We start from the raw sequence: 19,624 nt of genomic DNA, 5'->3' as shown, positions 1-19,624 counted from the left end.
CTCGTGACACGGCAAGAAGCAGCTGACACGCGACACACCGTGTCGGAAGCTGAGTCACAGCAGTAACACCAGGCACACTGGTAACTGTCAACTACGCCTGGAGGGTGTTGCCGTGTACCGAGTATTTGAAGCGCTCGATGAGTTGGGCGCGATTGTCGAAGAAGCGCGCGGCGTGCCGATGACCGCAGGCTGCGTCGTGCCCCGCGGAGATGTTCTCGAGCTGATCGACGACATCAAGGACGCCATCCCCGGCGAACTCGATGACGCCCAGGATGTGCTGGATGCGCGCGATTCGTTGCTGCGGGAGGCCAAGGAGCACTCCGGCTCCATGGTGTCCTCGGCGACGGCCGAGGCGGATTCCCTGGTCGACCACGCTCGTCAGGAGGCTGATCGGCTGCTTGCCGACGCCAAGTCGCAGGCTGACCGCATGGTCGGAGAGGCCCGCCAGCACACCGAGCGGATGGTCGCAGAGGCCCGCGAGGAGTCGAGTCGCCTCGCCACCACCGCCAAGCGGGAGTACGAGGCCAGCACCGGACGGGCGAAGAACGAGGCGGACCGGCTCATCGAGAACGGCAACCTCGCTTACGAGAAGGCCGTTCAAGAAGGCATCAAAGAGCAGCAGCGACTGGTTTCGCAGACCGAAATCGTCCAGACCGCGACGATGGAGGCCACCCGCCTCATCGACTCGGCGCACGCCGAGGCGGACCGGTTGCGCGGCGAATGCGATATCTACGTCGACAGCAAGCTGGCTGAATTCGAGGACTTCCTCAACGGAACGATTCGGTCGGTGGGTCGCGGTCGGCATCAACTGCGGACCGCCGCGGGGACGCACGACTACGCAGCTCGATAAGCCGCCAGAGGGTCGCCGTAAGATCGATACCCATGGCGACGCATGCGAAGGCGGCGGCGCGGCGCGCGTCCAGATCGCCGCTTGTGCTGAATATCTCCAGGCTGGGGCGAAGGCCCGGGTCGATGATGACGGTCTCGGAGACCGTTCCAAGCCCGATGCGCATCGGGCTTGACCTGATCGCCATCGACGAGGGCGCTCCGCTGGACCTTGATCTGCGGATCGAATCCGTCTCGGAGGGTGCGTTGGTCTCCGGCACGGTGTCCGCACCGACCGTGGGCGAGTGTGCGCGCTGTCTGTCGCCGATCACCGGGCATGTCGAGATCTCGATCACCGAACTGTTCGCCTATCCCGACAGCGCCACGGAAAAGACCACCGAGGCCGACGAGGTCGGCCACGTCGTGGACGACACCGTCGACCTCGAGCAGCCGATCATCGATGCGGTCGGGCTGGCGTTGCCGTTCGTACCGCTGTGCGGACCCGACTGCGAAGGCCTGTGTCCTGACTGCGGAGTACCGCTGGCCACCGCCGAACCCGGACATCAGCACGACAAGATCGACCCACGGTGGGCCAAGCTCTCCGGCATGTTCGACACTGTCGGCGGAGCCGACGATCCCGCTGAGGACAGCCGTGACTGATCGCGCGACGCTGCTCAAGGCGCTGGGAGTCGACCTGCCCGAGGAGCTGCTGACCATGTCGCTCACGCACCGCAGTTACTCCTACGAGAACGGTGGACTGCCCACCAATGAGCGCTTGGAGTTCCTCGGTGACGCCGTGCTCGGACTGACCATCACCGAGGAGCTCTACCACCGACACCCCGACCGCAACGAGGGCGATCTGGCCAAGCTGCGGGCGAGCATCGTCAACACCCACGCGCTGGCCGAGGTCGGTCGCCAGCTCACAAGCGATGGATTGGGTGCTTACCTGCTGCTCGGCAAGGGTGAGGAGAACTCCGGCGGCGCCGGCAAGGCCAGCATCCTCGCCGATGGTGTCGAATCCCTGCTCGGCGCAATCTATTTGGAGCATGGCGCGGCCATCGCGCGGGAGGTGATCCTGCGGCTGTTCGCCTCGCTGCTCGACACCGCGCCGACCCTGGGTGCGGGGCTGGACTGGAAGAGCAGTCTGCAGGAGCTCACCGCTACGCGGGGCATGGGTGCGCCGTCGTATTCGGTGACTTCGACAGGTCCCGACCATGACAAGGAATTCACCGCGATGGTGATCATCGTTGGCGCGGAGTACGGCAGGGGAGTCGGCCGCACGAAGAAAGAGGCCGAACTCAAGGCCGCCGCGGCGGCGTGGACGGCGCTCACCGCCGCTCCTGGCGAAGATGCCTGAGCTCCCCGAAGTCGAGGTTGTCCGTCGCGGTTTGGATGCACACGTCGTCGACAAGACCATCAGGGCCGTTCGGGTACACCACCTGCGCGCGGTGCGCCGTCACGAAGCCGGACCCGCCGATCTGACGGCAAGACTGCTCGATTCGCGGATCGTCGGGACGGGGCGACGCGGCAAGTACCTGTGGCTCACGCTCGCTGACGGTTCGGCGCTGGTCGTGCACCTGGGGATGAGTGGGCAGATGCTGCTCGGCCCGTTGCCCAAAAATGACCATCTGCGGATTGCGGCGCTGCTCGATGACGGCACCGCCTTGAGCTTCGTGGACCAGCGCACGTTCGGCGGCTGGATGCTCGCCGATGTCGTCACCGTCGACGGCACGGATGTACCGTTGCCCGTCGCGCACGTGGCTCGCGACCCGTTGGACCCGAAGTTCAATCGCGAAGGCGTCGTTACGGTGTTGCGGCGCAAGCACTCCGAGATCAAGCGGCAGTTGCTCGACCAGACGGTGGTATCGGGCATCGGCAATATTTATGCCGACGAGGCGTTGTGGCGGGCACGTGTGAACGGCGCCCGGTTGGCGTCGTCACTGACGCGGGCCAAGCTCGGGGAGGTGCTCGACGCCGCGACCGAGGTGATGACCGAGGCACTCGGCCAGGGCGGAACATCATTCGACTCGTTGTATGTGAACGTCAACGGCGAATCCGGTTATTTCGAGCGGTCGCTGGACGCCTATGGCCGCGAGGGGGAGCCGTGCCGGCGGTGCGGCGCGGTGATGCGGCGCGAGAAGTTCATGAACCGCTCGTCGTTCTACTGTCCGAAATGCCAACCGCGCCCACGGGTGCGCCGGGACTGATTACGACGCTATCGACGTTCTGCAGATCGGCACTCGAACTTTCTCTGCAAACGTGGATTTCGACCAGAACGAAAGGAGTGTCATGACCGAACTGTGGGTTGAGCGCACCGGCGCGCGTCGCTACACCGGACGCAGCACGCGCGGCGCCGAGGTACTCGTGGGCAGCGAAGACGTCGAGGGCGTCTTCACCCCCGGCGAGCTGATGAAGATCGCCTTGGCGGCCTGCAGTGGGATGGCCAGCGACGCGCCGTTGCAACGGCGGTTGGGCGACGACTACCCGGTGACGATCAAGGTGTCGGGGCCGGCGGATCGCGAACAGGAGCGCTACCCGCTGCTCGAGGAACGCATGGAGCTCGACCTGTCCGGGTTGTCGGAGGACGAGGTGGCGCGGGTACTCACGGTGGTGGAGCGGGCCATCGACCAGGTCTGCACCGTAGGTCGCACGCTGAAGTCCGGTACCAAAGTGACGTTTGAGGTTGATGATGCAGGAGTTAGCTGAGGTACGACTCACCGCGTGGGTGCACGGCTACGTCCAGGGGGTGGGCTTCAGGTGGTGGACCCGGTCTCGCGCATTGGAACTCGGGTTGACCGGATACGCCTCCAACAGGCCAGACGGGCGCGTCCAGGTAGTCGCGCAGGGCCAACGGCCGGCCTGCGAAAAGCTGCTTGAACTGCTGCAAAACGGTCCCACACCCGGCCGTGTCGACAAAGTCATCGCCGATTGGTCAGAAGTGGGCGAAACGCTATCGGGGTTCACCGAGCGTTAGCCTGCGCGGCGGTAGTGTGGCACGTCGTGCACCTCAAGAGTCTGACCCTGAAGGGCTTCAAGTCGTTTGCTTCGCCGACGACTTTGCGCTTCGAGCCAGGCATCACGTGCGTCGTCGGCCCCAACGGGTCCGGCAAATCGAATGTGGTGGACGCGCTCACCTGGGTGATGGGCGAGCAGGGCGCCAAGACCCTGCGTGGCGGCAAGATGGAAGACGTCATTTTCGCCGGCACCTCCTCGCGTCCGCCGTTGGGTCGAGCCGAAGTGACAGTCACGATCGATAACTCGGACAACTCCCTGCCGATCGAATACTCCGAGGTGTCGATCACCAGACGGATGTTTCGCGACGGCGGCAGCGAGTACGAAATCAACGGCGCCAATTGCCGTTTGATGGATGTGCAGGAGTTGTTGTCCGACTCCGGCATCGGCCGCGAGATGCACGTCATCGTCGGACAGGGCAAGCTCTCCGAGATCCTGGAGTCCCGTCCCGAGGACCGGCGCGCGTTCATCGAGGAGGCCGCAGGCGTCCTCAAGCACCGCAAGCGCAAGGAAAAGGCCGTCCGCAAGCTCGACTCGATGTCGGCGAACCTGGCGCGGTTGACGGATCTCACCACCGAGTTGCGCCGTCAGCTGAAGCCGCTCGGCAGGCAGGCCGAGATGGCGCGTCGCGCCCAGACGATCCAGGCCGACCTGCGTGACGCCCGGCTGCGGTTGGCCGCCGATGACCTGGTCTCTCGGAAGGCCGAGTTCGAGAACACCAACCAGACCGAGACGACGCTGCGCCGCGAACACGACGAACTGGCTTCCCGCCTGGCGGCAAGGACCGTCGAATTGGATGCCAACGAGGCCGCGGTCGGAAGCCTCAGCGAACGCGCGGAATCCGCTCAGCAGACCTGGTTTTCGCTATCGGCTTTGGCCGAACGCGTCAGCGCCACGGTACGTATCGCCACTGAACGCGCGCAGCATTTGGACGCCGAGCCCGAAGCCTCCACCGGCCCCGATCCCGAGGCGTTGGACGCCAAGGCCGAGGAAGTCGCCACCCAGGAGCGCCAACTCCTTGCGGAGCTGGCCGAATCGCGATCGCGTCTGGAAACCGCCCGCGCCGAACTGAGTGCGCGCGAAGGCGTCGCCGCAGAAGCCGAACGCGCCCATCTGGCCGCGGTCCGCGCCGAGGCCGACCGCCGTGAAGGTCTGGCCCGGCTGGCCGGCCAGGTCGACACGATGCGCACCCGCGTCGAGTCGATCGACGAGACCGTTGCGCGGCTGACCGTTGGGATCGAGGAGGCCGCGGCGAAAGCCCAGCAGACGCAGGCGGAGTTCGAGACCGTGCAGAGTCGAGTCGGCCAACTCGATGCCGGCGAGCTTGGTCTCGACGAGCACCACGACCGCACGGTGACCGCGCTGCGGCTTGCCGACGAGCGGGTCGCCGAACTGCAGGCGGCCGAGCGTGGCGCCGAACGCCAGGTCGCGTCGCTGCGCGCCCGCATCGAGGCGCTTTCCGTCGGCCTCGACCGCAAGGACGGCGCGGCGTGGCTGCAGAAGAATCACAGTGGCCCAGGACTTTTCGGTTCGATCGCCAATCTGGTCAAGGTGCGCCCTGGCCACGAGGTGGCGATCGCCGCGGTGTTGGGTTCGGCCGCTGACGCCCTCGCCGCCGAGAACTCGGGTGCGGCGCGTTCGGCCGTCGCCGCGCTGAAGCAGTCCGACGGCGGTCGTGCGGCCATCGTCCTGAGCGATTGGCCTGTGCACTCCGCGCCCAACTCGGGCCCGCTTCCCGAGGGTGCGCTGTGGGCGCTGGATCTCGTCGACGTGCCCCAACGGCTGCAGGGCGCGATCACCGCGATGCTGTCGGGCGTTGCGGTGGTTCGTGACCTCTCCGCAGCCCTGGACGTGGTCGCGGCGCGCCCGCAATTGAAGGCGGTCACCGCCGATGGTGACCTGGTGGGCGGGGGGTCGGTCACCGGCGGTTCCGATCGCAAGCCGAGCACGCTGGAGATCACGTCGGAGGTCGAGAAGGCCAGGAGTGAACTGGCTGCGGCGGAGAAGCAGACCGGCGAACTGTCGGCCGCGCTGGCCGGCGCGCTGGAAGAGCAGTCCAACTGGCAGGACGCCGCCGAGCAGGCGCTGGCCGCGCTCAACGAGTCCGATGCGGCCATCTCGGCGGTGTACGAACAGCTCGGCCGACTCGGCCAGGATGCCCGCGCCACCGACGACGAATGGCAGCGGCTCATCCACCAGCGCAACGAGCTGGAGACCGGCCGAAATCAGACCGTTCAGGACCTCACCGAACTCGAGCAGCGGTTGCACAACGCCCAGCAGGAGCCGACGTTCGAAAACGAACCCGTCGACCGGCAGCAGTCGACGGCAGCGGCCGAAGCCGCCCGGTCGGCCGAGGTCGAGGCCCGCCTGACTGTGCGTACGGCCGAAGAGCGTGCCAACGCCGTTCGCGGTCAAGCGGATTCGCTGCGCAGGGCCGCTGTCGCCGAGCGCGACGCCCGGCTGCGGGCTAAGCGTTTACGTGAGGCCCGCGTGCACGCCGCAGCGGTTGCGGCGGCCGTGGCGGAGTCCGGCCGCCTGGTCGCTCAGCGACTCAGCGGCGCGGTGGCGATTGCGTCCCGGGCACGCGACGACGTGGCCGCCGAGCGTCAACGCCGAGTGGGTGCATTGGCGAAGGCGCGTGAAGAGGTCAACGAACTGGGTGCCAAGATCGCCGCACTCACCGATGCCTTGCACCGCGACGAGATCGCCAAAGCTCAAGCGGCACTTCGTATCGAACAGCTCGAAGAGCATGTCCTCGAGAGCTTCGGCATGGCTGCCGCCGATCTCGTCGCCGAGTACGGCCCTGACGTTTCGCTCGCGCCGTCGGAGCTGGAGATGGCCGAATACGAGCAGGCCCGCGAACGCGGAGAACAGGTGACGGCTCCCGCGCCCATGCCGTTCGACCGGCCCACCCAGGAGCGCCGCGCCAAGAAGGCCGAGCGCGAACTCAACGAACTGGGCCGGGTAAACCCGTTGGCGCTGGAGGAGTTCGCCGCGCTGGAAGAGCGGTACAACTTCCTGTCCACACAACTCGAGGACGTCAAAGCGGCGCGCAAGGATCTGCTGGACGTCATCGACGATGTCGACGCGCGCATCCTCCAGGTGTTTGCCGAGGCATACACCGATGTGGAACGTGAGTTCCGAGAAGTGTTCTCGGCTCTGTTCCCCGGTGGCGAGGGCCGACTGCTGCTGACCAACCCCGACGACATGCTCACCACCGGCATCGAGGTCGAGGCCCGCCCGCCAGGCAAGAAGATCAAGCGCCTCTCGCTGCTCTCCGGCGGCGAGAAATCGCTGACCGCTGTCGCGATGCTGGTGGCCATCTTCCGTGCGCGGCCGTCGCCGTTCTATGTCATGGACGAGGTGGAGGCCGCACTCGACGACGTGAACCTGCGCCGTTTGCTCGGTTTGTTCGAGCAGCTGCGCAGCCAGTCGCAGCTGCTCGTCATCACGCACCAGAAGCCGACGATGGAGATCGCCGACGCGCTCTACGGCGTGACGATGCGCGACGACGGCATCACCGCGGTGATCAGCCAGCGCATGCGCGGCGAGGAACTGGTGGGCGCCGCCAACTGATTGTGATTTCGGTGTAGCCAGTCGCGTTGAACGCGACTGGCTACACCGAAATCACAGCGGGGTGACGCCGCCCTCGCGAAGTTCGGTGAGGTCAGCCGCGCCGCACCCGTGCAAGCAGATCAGCAGCTCGTCGATGAAACGTTGCAGCCAATCCGTCACGGCGGCAGCCGATTCGATCGCCGGCGCCAGCAGCGGCCGAGCAACCGACACCACGTCGGCGCCAAGTGCCAGCGCCTTGGCCGCGTCCATCCCGGTACGGATGCCGCCAGAGGCGACGAGCGGAACCCCGGGTAGCGCGCTCCGCACTTCCAGAAGTGCCTGCGCGGTCGGAATGCCCCACTCGGCGAGCGCCGGGTAGCGGATCTCGCCGTAGCGAACGAACTGCTCGACGCGCGCCCATGACGTGCCGCCGGCCCCGGCGACATCCACCGCCGCGATCGGGCAGTCCGCAAGTTCCGCGGCCGCCCTGGCCCCGATACCGTGGCCGACCTCCTTGACCATCACCGGATAGCCGATGGATCCCGCGATGTCACGCAGGCGTGCGATCGAACCCGAGAAGTCGGTATCGCCCTTGTGCTGCATCGCTTCCTGCAGCGGATTGGCGTGCACTGCAAGGGCATTGGCGTTGACCTGATCCAACGCCCTCACCAGCGCGGGCACAGTCTGCGCCGTTAGTTGGGAGAGTCCGATGTTGCCGATCAGTAGAACGTCGGGTGCGATGTCGCGGACGCGGAAGGTCGCCGAGGCCGAACCGTTGTCGAGCATGATGCGCTGCGATCCCAGCATCATGCCGATGCCGAGCTGCTGGGCGGCATCGGCCAGGTTGCGATTGATGATGCCGGACAGCTCCGCGCCACCGGTCATCGGACCGATGAGTACCGGAGCGCGTAAGCGGCTGCCAAGGAAATCTGTCGCTAGCTCGATGGACCCGAGGTCGGTCTGGGTGAGCGCGTTATAGGGCAACTGATAGCGCTCCAAGCCGGTGGTCACCGTCTGGAAGTCGACAGGCTCACTCAGGCACACGTCGATGTGTCGACGTTTGCGGGTTTCCATAAGGCCGCCGGAGCTCCCGGGCGCAGACGCCACCGGCTACCCCTCCTGACACAATGACGTGGTGACGGGATCTGTCGAAATTGGTGTGTGGATCGCGGTCGCGGTCATCGCTGTACTGCTGATTACCGCGCTTGTCGTGGGTCTGGTGCGGTACCGGCGCCGACGGATCAGCTTGTCGTCTGCAGACACCGCCACTCCCGTCGACCGCTCCGGCGGCTATACCGCCTCGTCAACCATCACGTTCTCGCAGTCAGCGCCCGCTGAGCCGGTCGAACGGATCGACACCAGCGGGCTGCCCGCCGTCGGCGATGATGCCACCATCCCGCGGGACGCACCGAAGCGGGCCATCTCAGACGTCCCGCTGCCCGAACCGCCGGTAGTCGAAAAACCGCCGGCCCCACCCGCGGAACCCGCGGAACCCGCGGAACCCGCGGAACCCGCGGAACCCGCGGAACCCGCGGAACCCGCGGCTCCGGCGGCTCCGGCGGCTCCGACAAAGCCCGCGCTCGACGAGATCGCGCCGGCAGACGGCCGGTTGGAGAGGCTGCGGGGGCGGCTTGCCAAATCGCAGAACACGCTGGGCCGAAGCATGCTCGGCCTGCTCGGCGCGGGTGACCTCGACGAAGATTCCTGGCAGGACGTCGAGGACACTCTCCTGATCGCCGATCTGGGCCCCGTCGCGACCGAATCGGTCGTCACCGCGTTGCGGTCACGGATGGCCAGCAGTCGGGTGCGTACCGAGGCCGAAGCCCGTGAAGTCCTGCGCGAGGTGCTGATCAACGAGTTGCGCCCCGACCTGGACCGCTCCATCAAGGCGCTCCCGCACGCCGACAAGCCCTCGGTGCTCCTTGTCGTCGGTGTGAACGGCACCGGCAAGACGACGACCGTCGGCAAGCTGGCGCGGGTGCTGGTGGCCGACGGCCGCCGCGTCGTGCTGGGAGCAGCCGACACCTTCCGCGCCGCCGCCGCCGACCAGCTACAGAGTTGGGCGTCTCGCGTCGGGGCCCAGGTGGTGCGCGGCCCCGAGGGCGCCGACCCGGCGTCGGTGGCGTTCGATGCCGTGGACGCCGGTGTCGAGGCAGGTGCCGACGTCGTCGTCATCGACACCGCAGGGCGCCTTCACACCAAAACGGGCCTGATGGACGAACTGGGCAAGATCAAACGGGTCGTGAGCCGGCGCGCCGAGGTCGACGAGGTATTGCTGGTACTCGACGCCACGATCGGTCAGAACGGTCTGCCACAGGCCCGCGTGTTTGCCGAAGTCGTCGACATCACCGGTGTGGTGCTTACCAAGCTCGACGGCACGGCAAAGGGCGGGATCGTGTTCCGCGTGCAGCAGGAACTGGGTGTGCCGGTCAAACTTGTCGGTCTCGGCGAGGGCCCCGACGACCTCGCGCCGTTCGAGCCCGCCGCGTACGTCGACGCGCTGCTCGGTTAACAAACACCGCTGTTCGGCACATTATCCGCACTCATCCGCTGGTGAAACATGAGCGTAACCATGTTCGCGGTTGCGTTCACATTGCCGAAACGTGAATGCATCACAGGTGAAACGCGCGCCACAGACTCTCTTCGGGAGGCCGATCTGTCGGCGCCTTTCCCAAGGAGGTTCACACAAAGTGGTATCAGCCGTACCTCTACTTCTACCTGACGATGCATTCGCACCGTTCGGCCCGGATGGGCTGAGCGCGGGCGACACCGCCTGGGTGCTGACCGCCGCCGCGTTGGTGTTGTTCATGACACCAGGCCTGGCGTTCTTCTACGGTGGACTGTCCCGACAGAAGTCGGTTCTCAACATGATGATGATGTCGTTCGGCTCGATCGGAGTCGTCAGCGTCATCTACATCCTGTGGGGATACTCGATGTCGTTCTCTTCGGCGCATACCGGCGCCGATCCAGGCCTCATCTTCGATAATCCGTTTTCACTGTTCGGCGTGAGCCAACTTCTAGAAACCAAGGAAGTCGGCGAGGAGACGCTATACGTGCTCGGCGGATTCGGTTCGGTGCCAGCGATTGTGTGGGTGGGTTTCCAGCTCACCTTCGCCGTGATCACCGTCGCGCTGATCAGTGGCGCGGTCGCCGAGCGGATGAAGTTCGGAACGTGGTTGCTGTTCGGTGGCATCTGGGTCACGCTGGTCTATTTCCCGCTCTCCCACATGGTGTGGGGCGGTGGCATGCTGTCCGGCGCTGAGAACGGCATTGCCTCTTGGCTTTTCGGCTACGACGCGGAAGCCGAGGCGGCCAACGTGCCGCCGATCGACTTCGCCGGCGGCACCGTTGTCCACATCAACGCCGGCATGGCCGCATTGGTTCTGGCGCTGTTGCTCGGGAAGCGAGCCGGATGGGGAAAGACGCCCTACCGGCCGCACAACATTCCGTTCGTCATGCTGGGTGCCGCGATTCTGTGGTTCGGTTGGTTCGGCTTCAACGTGGGCTCCGAGGGCGCGGCAGACATGCTCGCGGGCCTGGTCTGGGTCAACACCACGGCGGCCACCGCCGCGGCGATGCTGTCCTGGCTATTGGTGGAACGCATCCGCGACGGCCACGCCACCAGCGTCGGTGCCGCATCGGGCATCGTCGCGGGTCTGGTGGCGATCACCCCGGCGTGCGGGTCGCTCACTCCGGTGTGGTCGCTGGTCCTCGGCGCGGTAGCAGGCATCCTGTCTTCCCTGGCGATCGGAATGAAGTACAAGTTCGGCTACGACGACTCGCTCGACGTCGTCGGAGTCCACCTCGTCGCGGGTCTGTGGGGCACCATCGCCATCGGACTCTTCGCGACCGATACCGGACTGTTCCTCGGCGGTGGTATTCAGCAGTTGGTTGTGCAAGCGGTAATCGCGTTGGTGGCAGTCGCCTTCACCGGGATCATGACCGTAATCATCGCGTTCGTCGTCAAACCGTTGGGCTGGCGAGTTGCCACTGAAGACGAAGAAACTGGTATCGATGAGACCGAACATGCTGAAACGGCTTATGAGCTCGCCTGATCGGCAACAATTTCATCGGAAGGGATTGACTACATGAAGCTGATTACTGCGATCATCAAGCCGTTCACGCTCGAAGACGTCAAAACCGGACTCGAGCAGACCGGGGTCCTCGGAATGACTGTCAGCGAAGTCCAGGGCTACGGTCGCCAGAAGGGTCACACCGAGGTGTATCGCGGCGCTGAGTACTCCGTCGACTTCGTTCCCAAGGTTCGAGTCGAGGTCGTGGTCGACGATTCCGCCGTGGACAAGGTCGTGGACGTGATCGTCCAGGCCGCGCGCACCGGAAAGATCGGCGACGGCAAGGTGTGGGTCAGTCCAGTTGAAACGGTCGTGCGGGTACGCACCGGCGAGCGTGGAACGGATGCCCTTTGATCAGTCTGAAGTGATGAGAAGTCTTCGCCCGGCCGTTGGATCGTGAGCGTTTACAGGTTTGAGGCCGGGGAGGACACGAAATGACTGAACAGAGTCGAGATTCCGCCGCCGGGCCCCCACAGTGGGTGGCTCCGGCGGCGGGCTCGTCACGTCCAGCCACCGACCTCGTCGCTGCCGCCGGGCAACTGCTGACCAATGATGCCCGGCAACTGGATTCGGCTGCGCTGCGGGATGCACTGCTGGATCTACACGAATTCTGGCTCACCACAAAGGCGACCGAGATCGGCATCACGCCTACCAGTGGCTTCGCTATCGTCGCGACCGGTGGACTGGGCCGAGGCGAACTGGTGCCGTACTCGGATCTCGACCTGACGCTATTGCACGACAACATGCCGCACGATGTCGTCGGTCAGGTCGCCGAGTTACTGTGGTATCCCTTGTGGGATGCGAACATTCGTATCGACCACAGTGTCCGCACGGTGCCCGAGGCGCTAACCGTGGCCGGCCAAGATATCTCCGCCGGATTGGCCATGCTCGAAGCGCGGCATATCGCGGGTGATTCGGACCTTTCAACTCTGCTGATCGGGGGAGCCAGGCGCCAGTGGCGTACCGGAGTCGCTTCGCGCTTCGACGAACTTGTGGAGCACACCCGCGCGCGCTGGCATCGCAGTGGCGAGATCGCCCACCGCGCAGAGCCCGATCTCAAATGCGGACGCGGTGGCCTGCGCGACGTTCAGCTACTCAACGCGCTGGCGATCGCTCAGCTCGCCGATGTCTATCCCAGCCGATCACTGGCGTCCCCCACCGAAACACTGGGGGAGGCGCATATGACATTGCTGAATGTGCGCACCGAACTGCACCGGGTCGCAGGGCGCGGCCGCGACCTGCTACTGGCCCAACACGCCGACGAGATCGGCGCGGCATTGCAGATCGGCGACCGATTCGATTTGGCCCGCATGCTTTCCGATGCCGCCCGGACCATCAGCTTCTATGTCGACACCGGTATTCGCACCGCAGGCAATGCGCTGCCGAGACGCGGACTCGCTGCGTTTCGACGGCCGACGCGCCGTCCCCTCGACGAAGGGGTGATCGAATTCGCCGGCGAGGTCATCCTCGCGCGTGATGCACGCCCTGAACGTGACCCCGGCCTGATCTTGCGGGTGGCTGCCGCCTCGGCCACCACCGGTTTGCCGATGGCGGCGTCCACGCTGGCCCGTCTCGCCGAGAACGCGCCGGAACTGCGTACGCCGTGGCCCCGCCAAGCTCTCAAAGACCTGCTGGTCATGCTGGCCGCAGGTCCGGCAGCCGTGGCCACCATCGAGGCGCTTGACCGAACCGGCCTGTGGGGTCGCCTCTTTCCGGAATGGGGTGCGGTGCGCGACCTTCCGCCACGCGACGTCGTACACATCTGGACTGTCGACCGACATCTCGTTGAAACCGTTTCGCGGGCAAGCGCATTCACCACCAGAGTGTCGCGGCCCGACCTGTTGGTCCTTGGCGCACTGTGCCACGACATCGGTAAGGGCCGTGGTGGTGATCACAGCGTGATCGGTGCGGATCTGGCGGTCCAGATCGGTACCCGCCTCGGCCTGTGGCCCTCAGATGTCGAGATCCTGTCCAAGGTGGTGCGCCACCATCTGTTGCTGCCGCACACTGCGACGCGACGCGATCTACAGGACCCCAACACCATCGCGTTGGTGGTGGGTGCGCTCGACGGTGATCTCGTCGTACTGGAACTGCTGCACGCACTGGCCGAAGCGGACTCGCTGGCGACCGGTCCGGGGGTGTGGGGTGACTGGAAGGCGTCCCTCATCGGCGATCTCGTGCACCGCTGCCGCTTGGTGATGGCCGGCGAACCACTGCCGGAGCCCGATCCCATTGACCCGCGGTACCTTTCGCTGGCCGCCGAGGTCGGCATCCATGTCGAGATCACACCTGCCGACAGTCCGCACATTTACAACGTCACGATGATCGCGCCGGATCGCCGGGGATTGTTGTCCAAAGCCGCGGGTGTGTTGGCGCTGAACTCGTTGCGGGTGCATTCGGCGTCGGTGAACGGGCATGCGGGTTCGGCTATCAACACATTCGTGGTGTCGCCCCACTTCGGTTCCCCGCCCGCTGCCGAGCTGCTGCGGCAGCAGTGGATCCTCGCTCTCGATGGCGACCTCGACACGCTCGCGTCGCTGGACAAGCGCGATCGCGACGCAGCGCAGTACGGAACGGCACGCGCCGGCGAGGTGCCGGATGCCGTCCCGATCAACCACGTGATCGCCCCGCCGCGAATCCTGTGGTCCGACGGAGCGGCCCCAGGGGAGTTGGTGGTGCAGATCCGCAGCACCGACCGCGCGGGCCTGCTGGCGAGGCTGACGGCAGTCTTCGAACGCGATGGCGTCGATATTGCGTGGGCGAAGGTCACCACCCTCGGCTCGTCGGTCGTCGACGTGTTCGGCATCGCCGCGGCTGGGGACACCGACGCCGTGCGCGACGGACTCGAGCGCGACCTGTATGCCGTCCTGCCCGCACCCCCGCCCGTGAAGCCGGTTTCAGAGGCCAGCTAGTGCGGGTTCGGCGAGCATCGGCAGCCAAAATCGGCGCATGACCGCCGAGGGACAAAGTGTTGCCAACCGCGGTTCAGGGCCTACGCAAGCACTGGTGAGCGCAGCTTTGGTGCTCCCAACGGTGGTGATCTGGTACCTGCGTGCGCTGGCCTCCGACCTGGACTGGCCGGTGGACACCGTGAAGCTCTGGAGCCTGGCGTGGACCGCGGTGCTCGGGATTTACTTCGTCGCGGTTGTCGCACTCTTTGCACGCACCGCCGCGCGACGGTTGCCCGCGGTGATCGTTGGCACGGCGGTGACGATCCTCGACGTCGGCATCGCGGCCGTGACTTCGTTCGCTTCGTACACGGGTGTCGTGGAATGGGCCGACCGGCTGATGACGGTCGTCACGCTCGTCGGGTTCGTCGCCGCATGGGGTATTGCGCGCCGGCAAACCCCGAAGTGGGCGATTGGCCTCGCCCCTACGCTGGTGGTGGCGGTTCTCATCGCCGTGCTCAGCGCGTCGGGCCTCTTGTACCGCACGATCGGCACCGCATGGGTCGCGTACTGGGTCGTCTGGATCGGGGCCTTCGTGCTGGGTTGCCTGATCTGCTGGGGTTTCGACGCGATGGGCTCGTCATCCACAGCGGGCACCGAAGGAATGCCGCCACCCGTCCAGCACCTGGGCCCGCAGGCGTATCCGCCTGTGCGGCAGACCAACTCGATGGCTATCGCGGCACTGGTGTCCTCGTTGGTGCTGGCGCCCCTTGGCATCGTGTTCGGGCACATGGCGCTATCGCAGATCAAGCGGAGCGGCGACGACGGCCGGGGACTGGCCATCGCAGGCCTGGTGATCGGCTATGTCACGACGGCGCTGCTGGTGCTCTTCGCGGTCATCGTCGTCGTGTACTTCGTCGTGCTCATCGGTTCGCTCGACGACGTGTCGTAGGGGTGCCGGGCCGGAGAAGTTAGGCTGGACCGCGTGTTTGAATCGCTGTCCGACCGGTTGACCGACGCCCTACAGGGGCTGCGCGGTAAAGGGCGGTTGTCCGACGCCGACATCGATGCGACGACCCGCGAGATCCGGCTGGCATTGCTCGAAGCCGACGTGTCGTTGCCGGTGGTCCGCGACTTCGTCGCACGCATCAAGGAGCGCGCCAAGGGCGCCGAGGTGTCCGGCGCGCTGAATCCCGCCCAACAGGTCGTCAAGATCGTCAACGACGAGCTGATCACCATCCTCGGTGGCGAGACTCGCCAGCTGGCGTTCGCCAAGACCCCGCCAACGGTCATCATGCTGGCCGGCCTCCAGGGCTCGGGTAAGACCACGCTCGCCGGCAAGCTCGCAAAATGGCTCAAGGGTCAAGGCAACGCCCCGCTGCTGGTCGCGTGTGACCTGCAGCGCCCCGGCGCCGTCAACCAGCTCCAGATCGTCGGCCAACGCGCAGGTGTCGACGTCTTCGCTCCGCATCCCGGCACAGTCGAAGGGTCCGACGACTCGGCGCCGGGTGACCCCGTCGCAGTGGCATCGGCGGGCATTGCCGAAGCCAAGGCCAAGCACCACGACGTCGTCATCGTCGACACCGCTGGTCGCCTGGGCATCGACGAGGAGCTGATGCGGCAGGCGGGCGGGATCCGCGACGCGATTGACCCCGACGAAGTGATCTTCGTGCTCGACGCGATGATCGGCCAGGACGCCGTCAACACCGCCGAGGCGTTCCGTGCGGGCGTCGGGTTCACCGGTGTGGTGCTGACCAAGCTCGACGGCGACGCCCGCGGCGGCGCGGCGCTGTCGGTGCGCGAGATCACCGGCGTACCGATCCTGTTCGCGTCGAGCGGCGAGAAGCTCGAGGACTTCGACGTCTTCCACCCCGACCGGATGGCGAGCCGCATCCTGGGCATGGGCGATGTGCTCTCGCTCATCGAGCAGGCCGAGCAGGTATTCGACGCCGAGAAGGCCGAGGTAGCTGCCGCGAAGATCGGCAGCGGCGAGCTCACGCTGGAGGACTTCCTCGAACAGATGCTGGCGATCCGCAAGATGGGCCCGATCGGCAACCTGTTGGGCATGCTGCCCGGCGCGGGTCAGATGAAGGACGCGCTGGCCGCCGTCGATGACAAGTCGCTGGATCGGCTGCAGGCGATCATCCGCGGCATGACGCCCGCCGAGCGTGCGGACCCCAAAATCATCAACGGCTCGCGCCGATTGCGCATCGCCAACGGATCGGGTGTGACGGTCGGCGAGGTCAACCAGCTCGTCGAGCGGTTCTTCGAGGCTCGCAAGATGATGTCGTCGATGGCGGGCCAGATGGGCATGCCGTTCGGTCGAAAGGGATCGTCCCGTAAGGCCGCGAAGAACAAGAAGAAGGGCAAGAAGGGCGGGAAGGGGCCGACGCCGCCGAAGGTGCGCAATCCCCTGGGTGCGGCAGGAATGCCCGCCGGATTCCCGGATCTCTCGGATATGCCCAAGGGTCTCGACGAACTCCCTCCCGGCCTCGCCAACATCGACCTGTCCAAGCTGAAGTTCCCGGGCCAGAACTAGGGTGACGGCTGCACCGCCGCTCCATATCAAAGGCCTCGGGCTGCCTGACGGACAGCCAGTGCAGTGGTGGATCGTCGACGGCACGTTGAGTGCCGAACCGGTGAATGACGCTGCGACGGTCTTCGACGGCGGCTGGATCCTGCCCGGCCTCGTCGATGCGCACTGCCACGTCGGGCTCGGAGCCCATGGGGCGACCGATCTGGACGAGGCCATCACCCAGGCCGAGACCGAACGCGACGCTGGCGCGCTGCTGCTGCGCGACGCCGGGTCACCGTGCGACACCCGCAGCCTCGATGACCACGACGACCTTCCGCGGATCATCAGAGCCGGCCGCCACCTCGCCCGGCCCAAGCGCTACGAGCGCGGGTTCGCGATCGAAATGGAGGACGAGTCCCAGCTGCCCGCTGCCGTGGCCGAACAGGCGCGGTTCGGCGACGGCTGGGTGAAGCTCGTCGGCGACTGGATCGACCGCGAGGTCGGAGACCTGGCGCCGCTGTGGTCCGACGACGTACTGAAGGTGGCGATCGACGCCGCCCACGACAACGGCGCCCGCGTCACGGCACACGTGTTCAGTGAGGACGCACTGCCCGGGCTGATCAAGGCAGGCATCGACTGCATCGAGCACGGCACAGGGCTGACCGACGACACCATCGAGCTGATGGTCGAGTACGGCACCGCGTTGGTGCCCACGATGATCAACATCGAGAATTTTCCCGGTATCGCCGACGCCGCAGCCAAATTCCCGGCCTACGCTCGCCATATGCGCGACCTCCACGAGAAGTGTCCGTCGCGCATCGCCGCCGCCCGAGAAGCAGGCGTGCCGATCTATGCCGGCACCGATGCGGGCAGCATGGTGGCCCACGGCCGGATCGCCGACGAGATCGACGCACTCAAAGGCATCGGGATGAGTCCGACCGAGGCGTTGGGCGCGGCGTGCTGGAGCGCCCGGGAGTGGTTGGGCCGACCAGGTATTGAGCACGGGGCCTCAGCCGACCTGGTCTGCTACCAGGACGATCCGCGGCGCGGCGCGGGCATCGTCAACAACCCGGATCTGGTGATACTTCGGGGCGTTGCCTACCGCTAGTAGACGTCGCGCAGGTACCGATGCGACTTGATGAGGTCGTTGACGTATGCGTGAGCCGCGGCGGCATCCATACCACCGGATTGGGCGACGATGTCGTGCAGTGTCGCGTCGACGTCCTTGGCCATTCGCTCCGCGTCACCACAGACGTAGACGTGTGCCCCGGCCTGAAGCCAGTCGAAGAACTCCGCCGCCTGCTCCAGCATGCGATGTTGCACATAGGTTTTCGGGACGCCGGCGGCACCGTCGCGGGAGAACGCGACGTCGAACCGGGTGAGCGTGCCCGATTCCACGAAGCCCTGTAACTCGTCGCCGTAGAGGAAGTCGGTCGCGCGCCGCCGGTCGCCGAAGAACAGCCATGACCGCCCGGGCGCCTTGTTCGCGTGGCGTTCCTGAAGGAAGGCCCGAAACGGCGCAATGCCAGTTCCCGGGCCGATCATGATGATCGGCACGTCGTCGGCAGGTAGGCGGAAATGGTTGTTGGGTCGCAGGTGTACCCGCATGGTGTCGCCGCGCTCGGCGAGGAATGTCGAGGCCACGCCGCCGTGCGTGCGGTCCTCGGCGCTGTAGCGCACTGTCGCGACGGTCAGGTGCACGCGGTCGGAATGCGCCAGCGGACTCGATGCGATTGAGTAGTCGCGGAATTGAAGCGCGCGCAGCGTGTCGACGACCTCGTCGACGGCCAGGCCGCCCAGCTTGATCAGGTCCAGGACGTCCTTGCCGTAGAGCCACGAACCGGGCACCAGCGCGCTGTCACTGCGTAGCGCAGCCGCTGCCAGTTCATCACTGGTTCGGCTGGCCACCAATGCCTTCAACGCCCGTGACGGCGTCCGGATCTCGAACTTGTCAGTGAGCAGGACGCCGAGTGGCTCGTCGTGGTCGGCGACGGCGTAGCCTCTTCCGACGCCGAGCTGCGACAGAATCGCGTCGACGAGCGCCGGATCGTTGCTCGCGTGCACGGCGATTGAATCGCCTGCCTGGTAAGAGATTCCAGTGCCGGCAAGGTCAATCTCGTAGTGGCGGACCTCCTTATCGGACTCCGGCGCCGTGAGTCGGCGGTTGACGACCAGGCGGACGTCGACGGGGAGGTTGCGCTCCCGGCTGTGCGGCGGCTCGACTTCCTTGATCTCGGAAGTGTTCGCGACGACAGTCGACGCCGGTTCAGTCGACTCCGCGGCCAGCAGTTTGACGACGTCGGTCGACCACGCTTTGGCCGGCTGTTCGTAGAAGCCGTCGATGTCCACGCGTTCGGCCAGCCGAGTCGCTCCAAGCGCCTCGAGTCGTTCGTCGAGCAGCCTGCCCGCGTGGCAGAACAGGTCGTAGGAGATGTCGCCGAGCGCCAGCACCGCGAAACTGAGGTGTTCGAGTCGCTCGGTCTCGCCGCTGATCGCTTCCCAGAACAGGGTGGCGTTGTCGGGGAACTCACCGTCGCCGAAGGTCGACGTGACGGCGACGAAGTGCGTGGCCGTCTGCAAGTCGGCGACATCGATCTGGTTGAGCTCGATGGCCTCGGCTTCGATGCCGACGCTCTCGAGTGTCTCGGTGAACGTCATCGCCGCGTCCTCGGCGTTGCCCATATCGGTGCCATAGCCGACGATCAGTGAAAACTGCTGGCCAGTCACGATCGCTTCCCCTCGGTCTCGCCCGAATT

Annotated in this window: 16 protein-coding genes; 14 read left to right on the top strand and 2 right to left on the bottom strand. The window is 66.0% G+C overall.

What is annotated here, in order from left to right; translation table 11 throughout:
• Window positions 1-112: 112 nt before the first annotated feature.
• The 7 genes from sepIVA to smc all read left to right on the top strand — a co-directional run bounded on the left by sepIVA (window position 113) and on the right by smc (window position 7,413).
• Entirely contained in the window at window positions 113-850 is a 738-nt protein-coding gene (gene sepIVA / locus CSQ99_RS16540; RefSeq protein WP_099040080.1) for a cell division protein SepIVA, read from the top strand.
• A gap of 32 nt (window positions 851-882) precedes the next feature.
• Window positions 883-1,485: a YceD family protein gene (locus CSQ99_RS16535; protein ID WP_099040079.1), complete on the top strand. Its 603-nt coding sequence runs from the start codon at window positions 883-885 to the stop codon at window positions 1,483-1,485.
• Window positions 1,478-2,182, top strand: a complete 705-nt coding sequence (gene rnc / locus CSQ99_RS16530) for a ribonuclease III (RefSeq protein ID WP_099040078.1) — start codon at window positions 1,478-1,480, stop codon at window positions 2,180-2,182. Before CSQ99_RS16535 ends, rnc begins: the two co-directional genes overlap by 8 nt.
• A complete protein-coding gene (gene mutM / locus CSQ99_RS16525) occupies window positions 2,175-3,032 on the top strand; it encodes a DNA-formamidopyrimidine glycosylase (RefSeq protein ID WP_099040077.1) in 858 nt (285 codons plus the stop codon). The genes rnc and mutM overlap by 8 nt, the downstream gene beginning before the upstream one ends.
• Before the next feature lie 82 nt (window positions 3,033-3,114).
• Window positions 3,115-3,531 (top strand): OsmC family protein, encoded by a 417-nt coding sequence (locus tag CSQ99_RS16520; protein ID WP_099040123.1) that lies wholly within the window; start codon window positions 3,115-3,117, stop codon window positions 3,529-3,531.
• Complete coding sequence (locus tag CSQ99_RS16515; protein ID WP_099040076.1) at window positions 3,515-3,799, top strand: acylphosphatase; 285 nt, start codon at window positions 3,515-3,517, stop codon at window positions 3,797-3,799. The genes CSQ99_RS16520 and CSQ99_RS16515 overlap by 17 nt, the downstream gene beginning before the upstream one ends.
• 26 nt (window positions 3,800-3,825) lie before the next feature.
• Window positions 3,826-7,413, top strand: coding sequence for a chromosome segregation protein SMC (smc, locus tag CSQ99_RS16510; RefSeq protein WP_176561053.1), 3,588 nt, complete (start codon window positions 3,826-3,828; stop codon window positions 7,411-7,413).
• 51 nt (window positions 7,414-7,464) lie between these two features.
• Here the strand turns inward: smc and fni are convergent, their stop codons facing one another.
• Window positions 7,465-8,466, bottom strand: coding sequence for a type 2 isopentenyl-diphosphate Delta-isomerase (fni, locus tag CSQ99_RS16505; protein WP_099040074.1), 1,002 nt, complete (start codon window positions 8,464-8,466; stop codon window positions 7,465-7,467).
• 61 nt (window positions 8,467-8,527) lie between these two features.
• On the opposite strand from fni, the gene ftsY reads away from it, so the two are divergent.
• The 7 genes from ftsY to CSQ99_RS16470 all read left to right on the top strand — a co-directional run bounded on the left by ftsY (window position 8,528) and on the right by CSQ99_RS16470 (window position 17,976).
• A complete protein-coding gene (gene ftsY / locus CSQ99_RS16500) occupies window positions 8,528-9,904 on the top strand; it encodes a signal recognition particle-docking protein FtsY (protein ID WP_099040122.1) in 1,377 nt (458 codons plus the stop codon).
• A 178-nt stretch (window positions 9,905-10,082) separates the two neighbouring features.
• Window positions 10,083-11,447 (top strand): ammonium transporter, encoded by a 1,365-nt coding sequence (locus CSQ99_RS16495; RefSeq protein ID WP_099040073.1) that lies wholly within the window; start codon window positions 10,083-10,085, stop codon window positions 11,445-11,447.
• Between the two features lie 33 nt (window positions 11,448-11,480).
• Window positions 11,481-11,819 (top strand): P-II family nitrogen regulator, encoded by a 339-nt coding sequence (locus CSQ99_RS16490; RefSeq protein WP_099040072.1) that lies wholly within the window; start codon window positions 11,481-11,483, stop codon window positions 11,817-11,819.
• Window positions 11,820-11,899: 80 nt separating this feature from the next.
• Window positions 11,900-14,377, top strand: coding sequence for a [protein-PII] uridylyltransferase (locus tag CSQ99_RS16485; RefSeq protein WP_099040071.1), 2,478 nt, complete (start codon window positions 11,900-11,902; stop codon window positions 14,375-14,377).
• Window positions 14,378-14,471: 94 nt separating this feature from the next.
• A complete protein-coding gene (locus CSQ99_RS31425; protein WP_245908948.1) occupies window positions 14,472-15,305 on the top strand; it encodes a DUF4190 domain-containing protein in 834 nt (277 codons plus the stop codon).
• Window positions 15,306-15,338: 33 nt separating this feature from the next.
• Window positions 15,339-16,892 (top strand): signal recognition particle protein, encoded by a 1,554-nt coding sequence (ffh, locus tag CSQ99_RS16475; RefSeq protein WP_099040070.1) that lies wholly within the window; start codon window positions 15,339-15,341, stop codon window positions 16,890-16,892.
• Between the two features lies 1 nt (window position 16,893).
• On the top strand, window positions 16,894-17,976 hold the full coding sequence (locus CSQ99_RS16470; RefSeq protein WP_099040069.1) for a metal-dependent hydrolase family protein: 1,083 nt from the start codon (window positions 16,894-16,896) through the stop codon (window positions 17,974-17,976).
• Here CSQ99_RS16470 and CSQ99_RS16465 read toward each other — a convergent pair.
• Window positions 17,973-19,595: a diflavin oxidoreductase gene (locus CSQ99_RS16465; RefSeq protein ID WP_099040068.1), complete on the bottom strand. Its 1,623-nt coding sequence runs from the start codon at window positions 19,593-19,595 to the stop codon at window positions 17,973-17,975. The two genes, CSQ99_RS16470 and CSQ99_RS16465, sit on opposite strands and share 4 nt — an antisense overlap.
• Window positions 19,596-19,624 lie beyond the last annotated feature (29 nt).

It is taken from the genome of Mycobacterium neglectum (assembly GCF_002591975.1).
Taxonomy (GTDB): Bacteria; Actinomycetota; Actinomycetes; order Mycobacteriales; family Mycobacteriaceae; genus Mycobacterium; species Mycobacterium neglectum.
This window is presented reverse-complemented; position numbering and strand designations above follow the sequence as displayed.

What these genes read in the sequence shown, in the direction of transcription:
- CSQ99_RS16485 (WP_099040071.1), top strand. Translation starts at nt 11,900, where the DNA reads ATGACTGAACAGAGTCGAGATTCCGCCGCCGGGCCCCCACAGTGGGTG.
- CSQ99_RS16520 (WP_099040123.1), top strand. Translation starts at nt 3,115, where the DNA reads ATGACCGAACTGTGGGTTGAGCGCACCGGCGCGCGTCGCTACACCGGA.
- CSQ99_RS16535 (WP_099040079.1), top strand. Translation starts at nt 883, where the DNA reads ATGGCGACGCATGCGAAGGCGGCGGCGCGGCGCGCGTCCAGATCGCCG.
- fni (WP_099040074.1), bottom strand. Translation starts at nt 8,466, where the DNA reads ATGGAAACCCGCAAACGTCGACACATCGACGTGTGCCTGAGTGAGCCT.
- mutM (WP_099040077.1), top strand. Translation starts at nt 2,175, where the DNA reads ATGCCTGAGCTCCCCGAAGTCGAGGTTGTCCGTCGCGGTTTGGATGCA.
- CSQ99_RS16515 (WP_099040076.1), top strand. Translation starts at nt 3,515, where the DNA reads ATGCAGGAGTTAGCTGAGGTACGACTCACCGCGTGGGTGCACGGCTAC.
- CSQ99_RS16490 (WP_099040072.1), top strand. Translation starts at nt 11,481, where the DNA reads ATGAAGCTGATTACTGCGATCATCAAGCCGTTCACGCTCGAAGACGTC.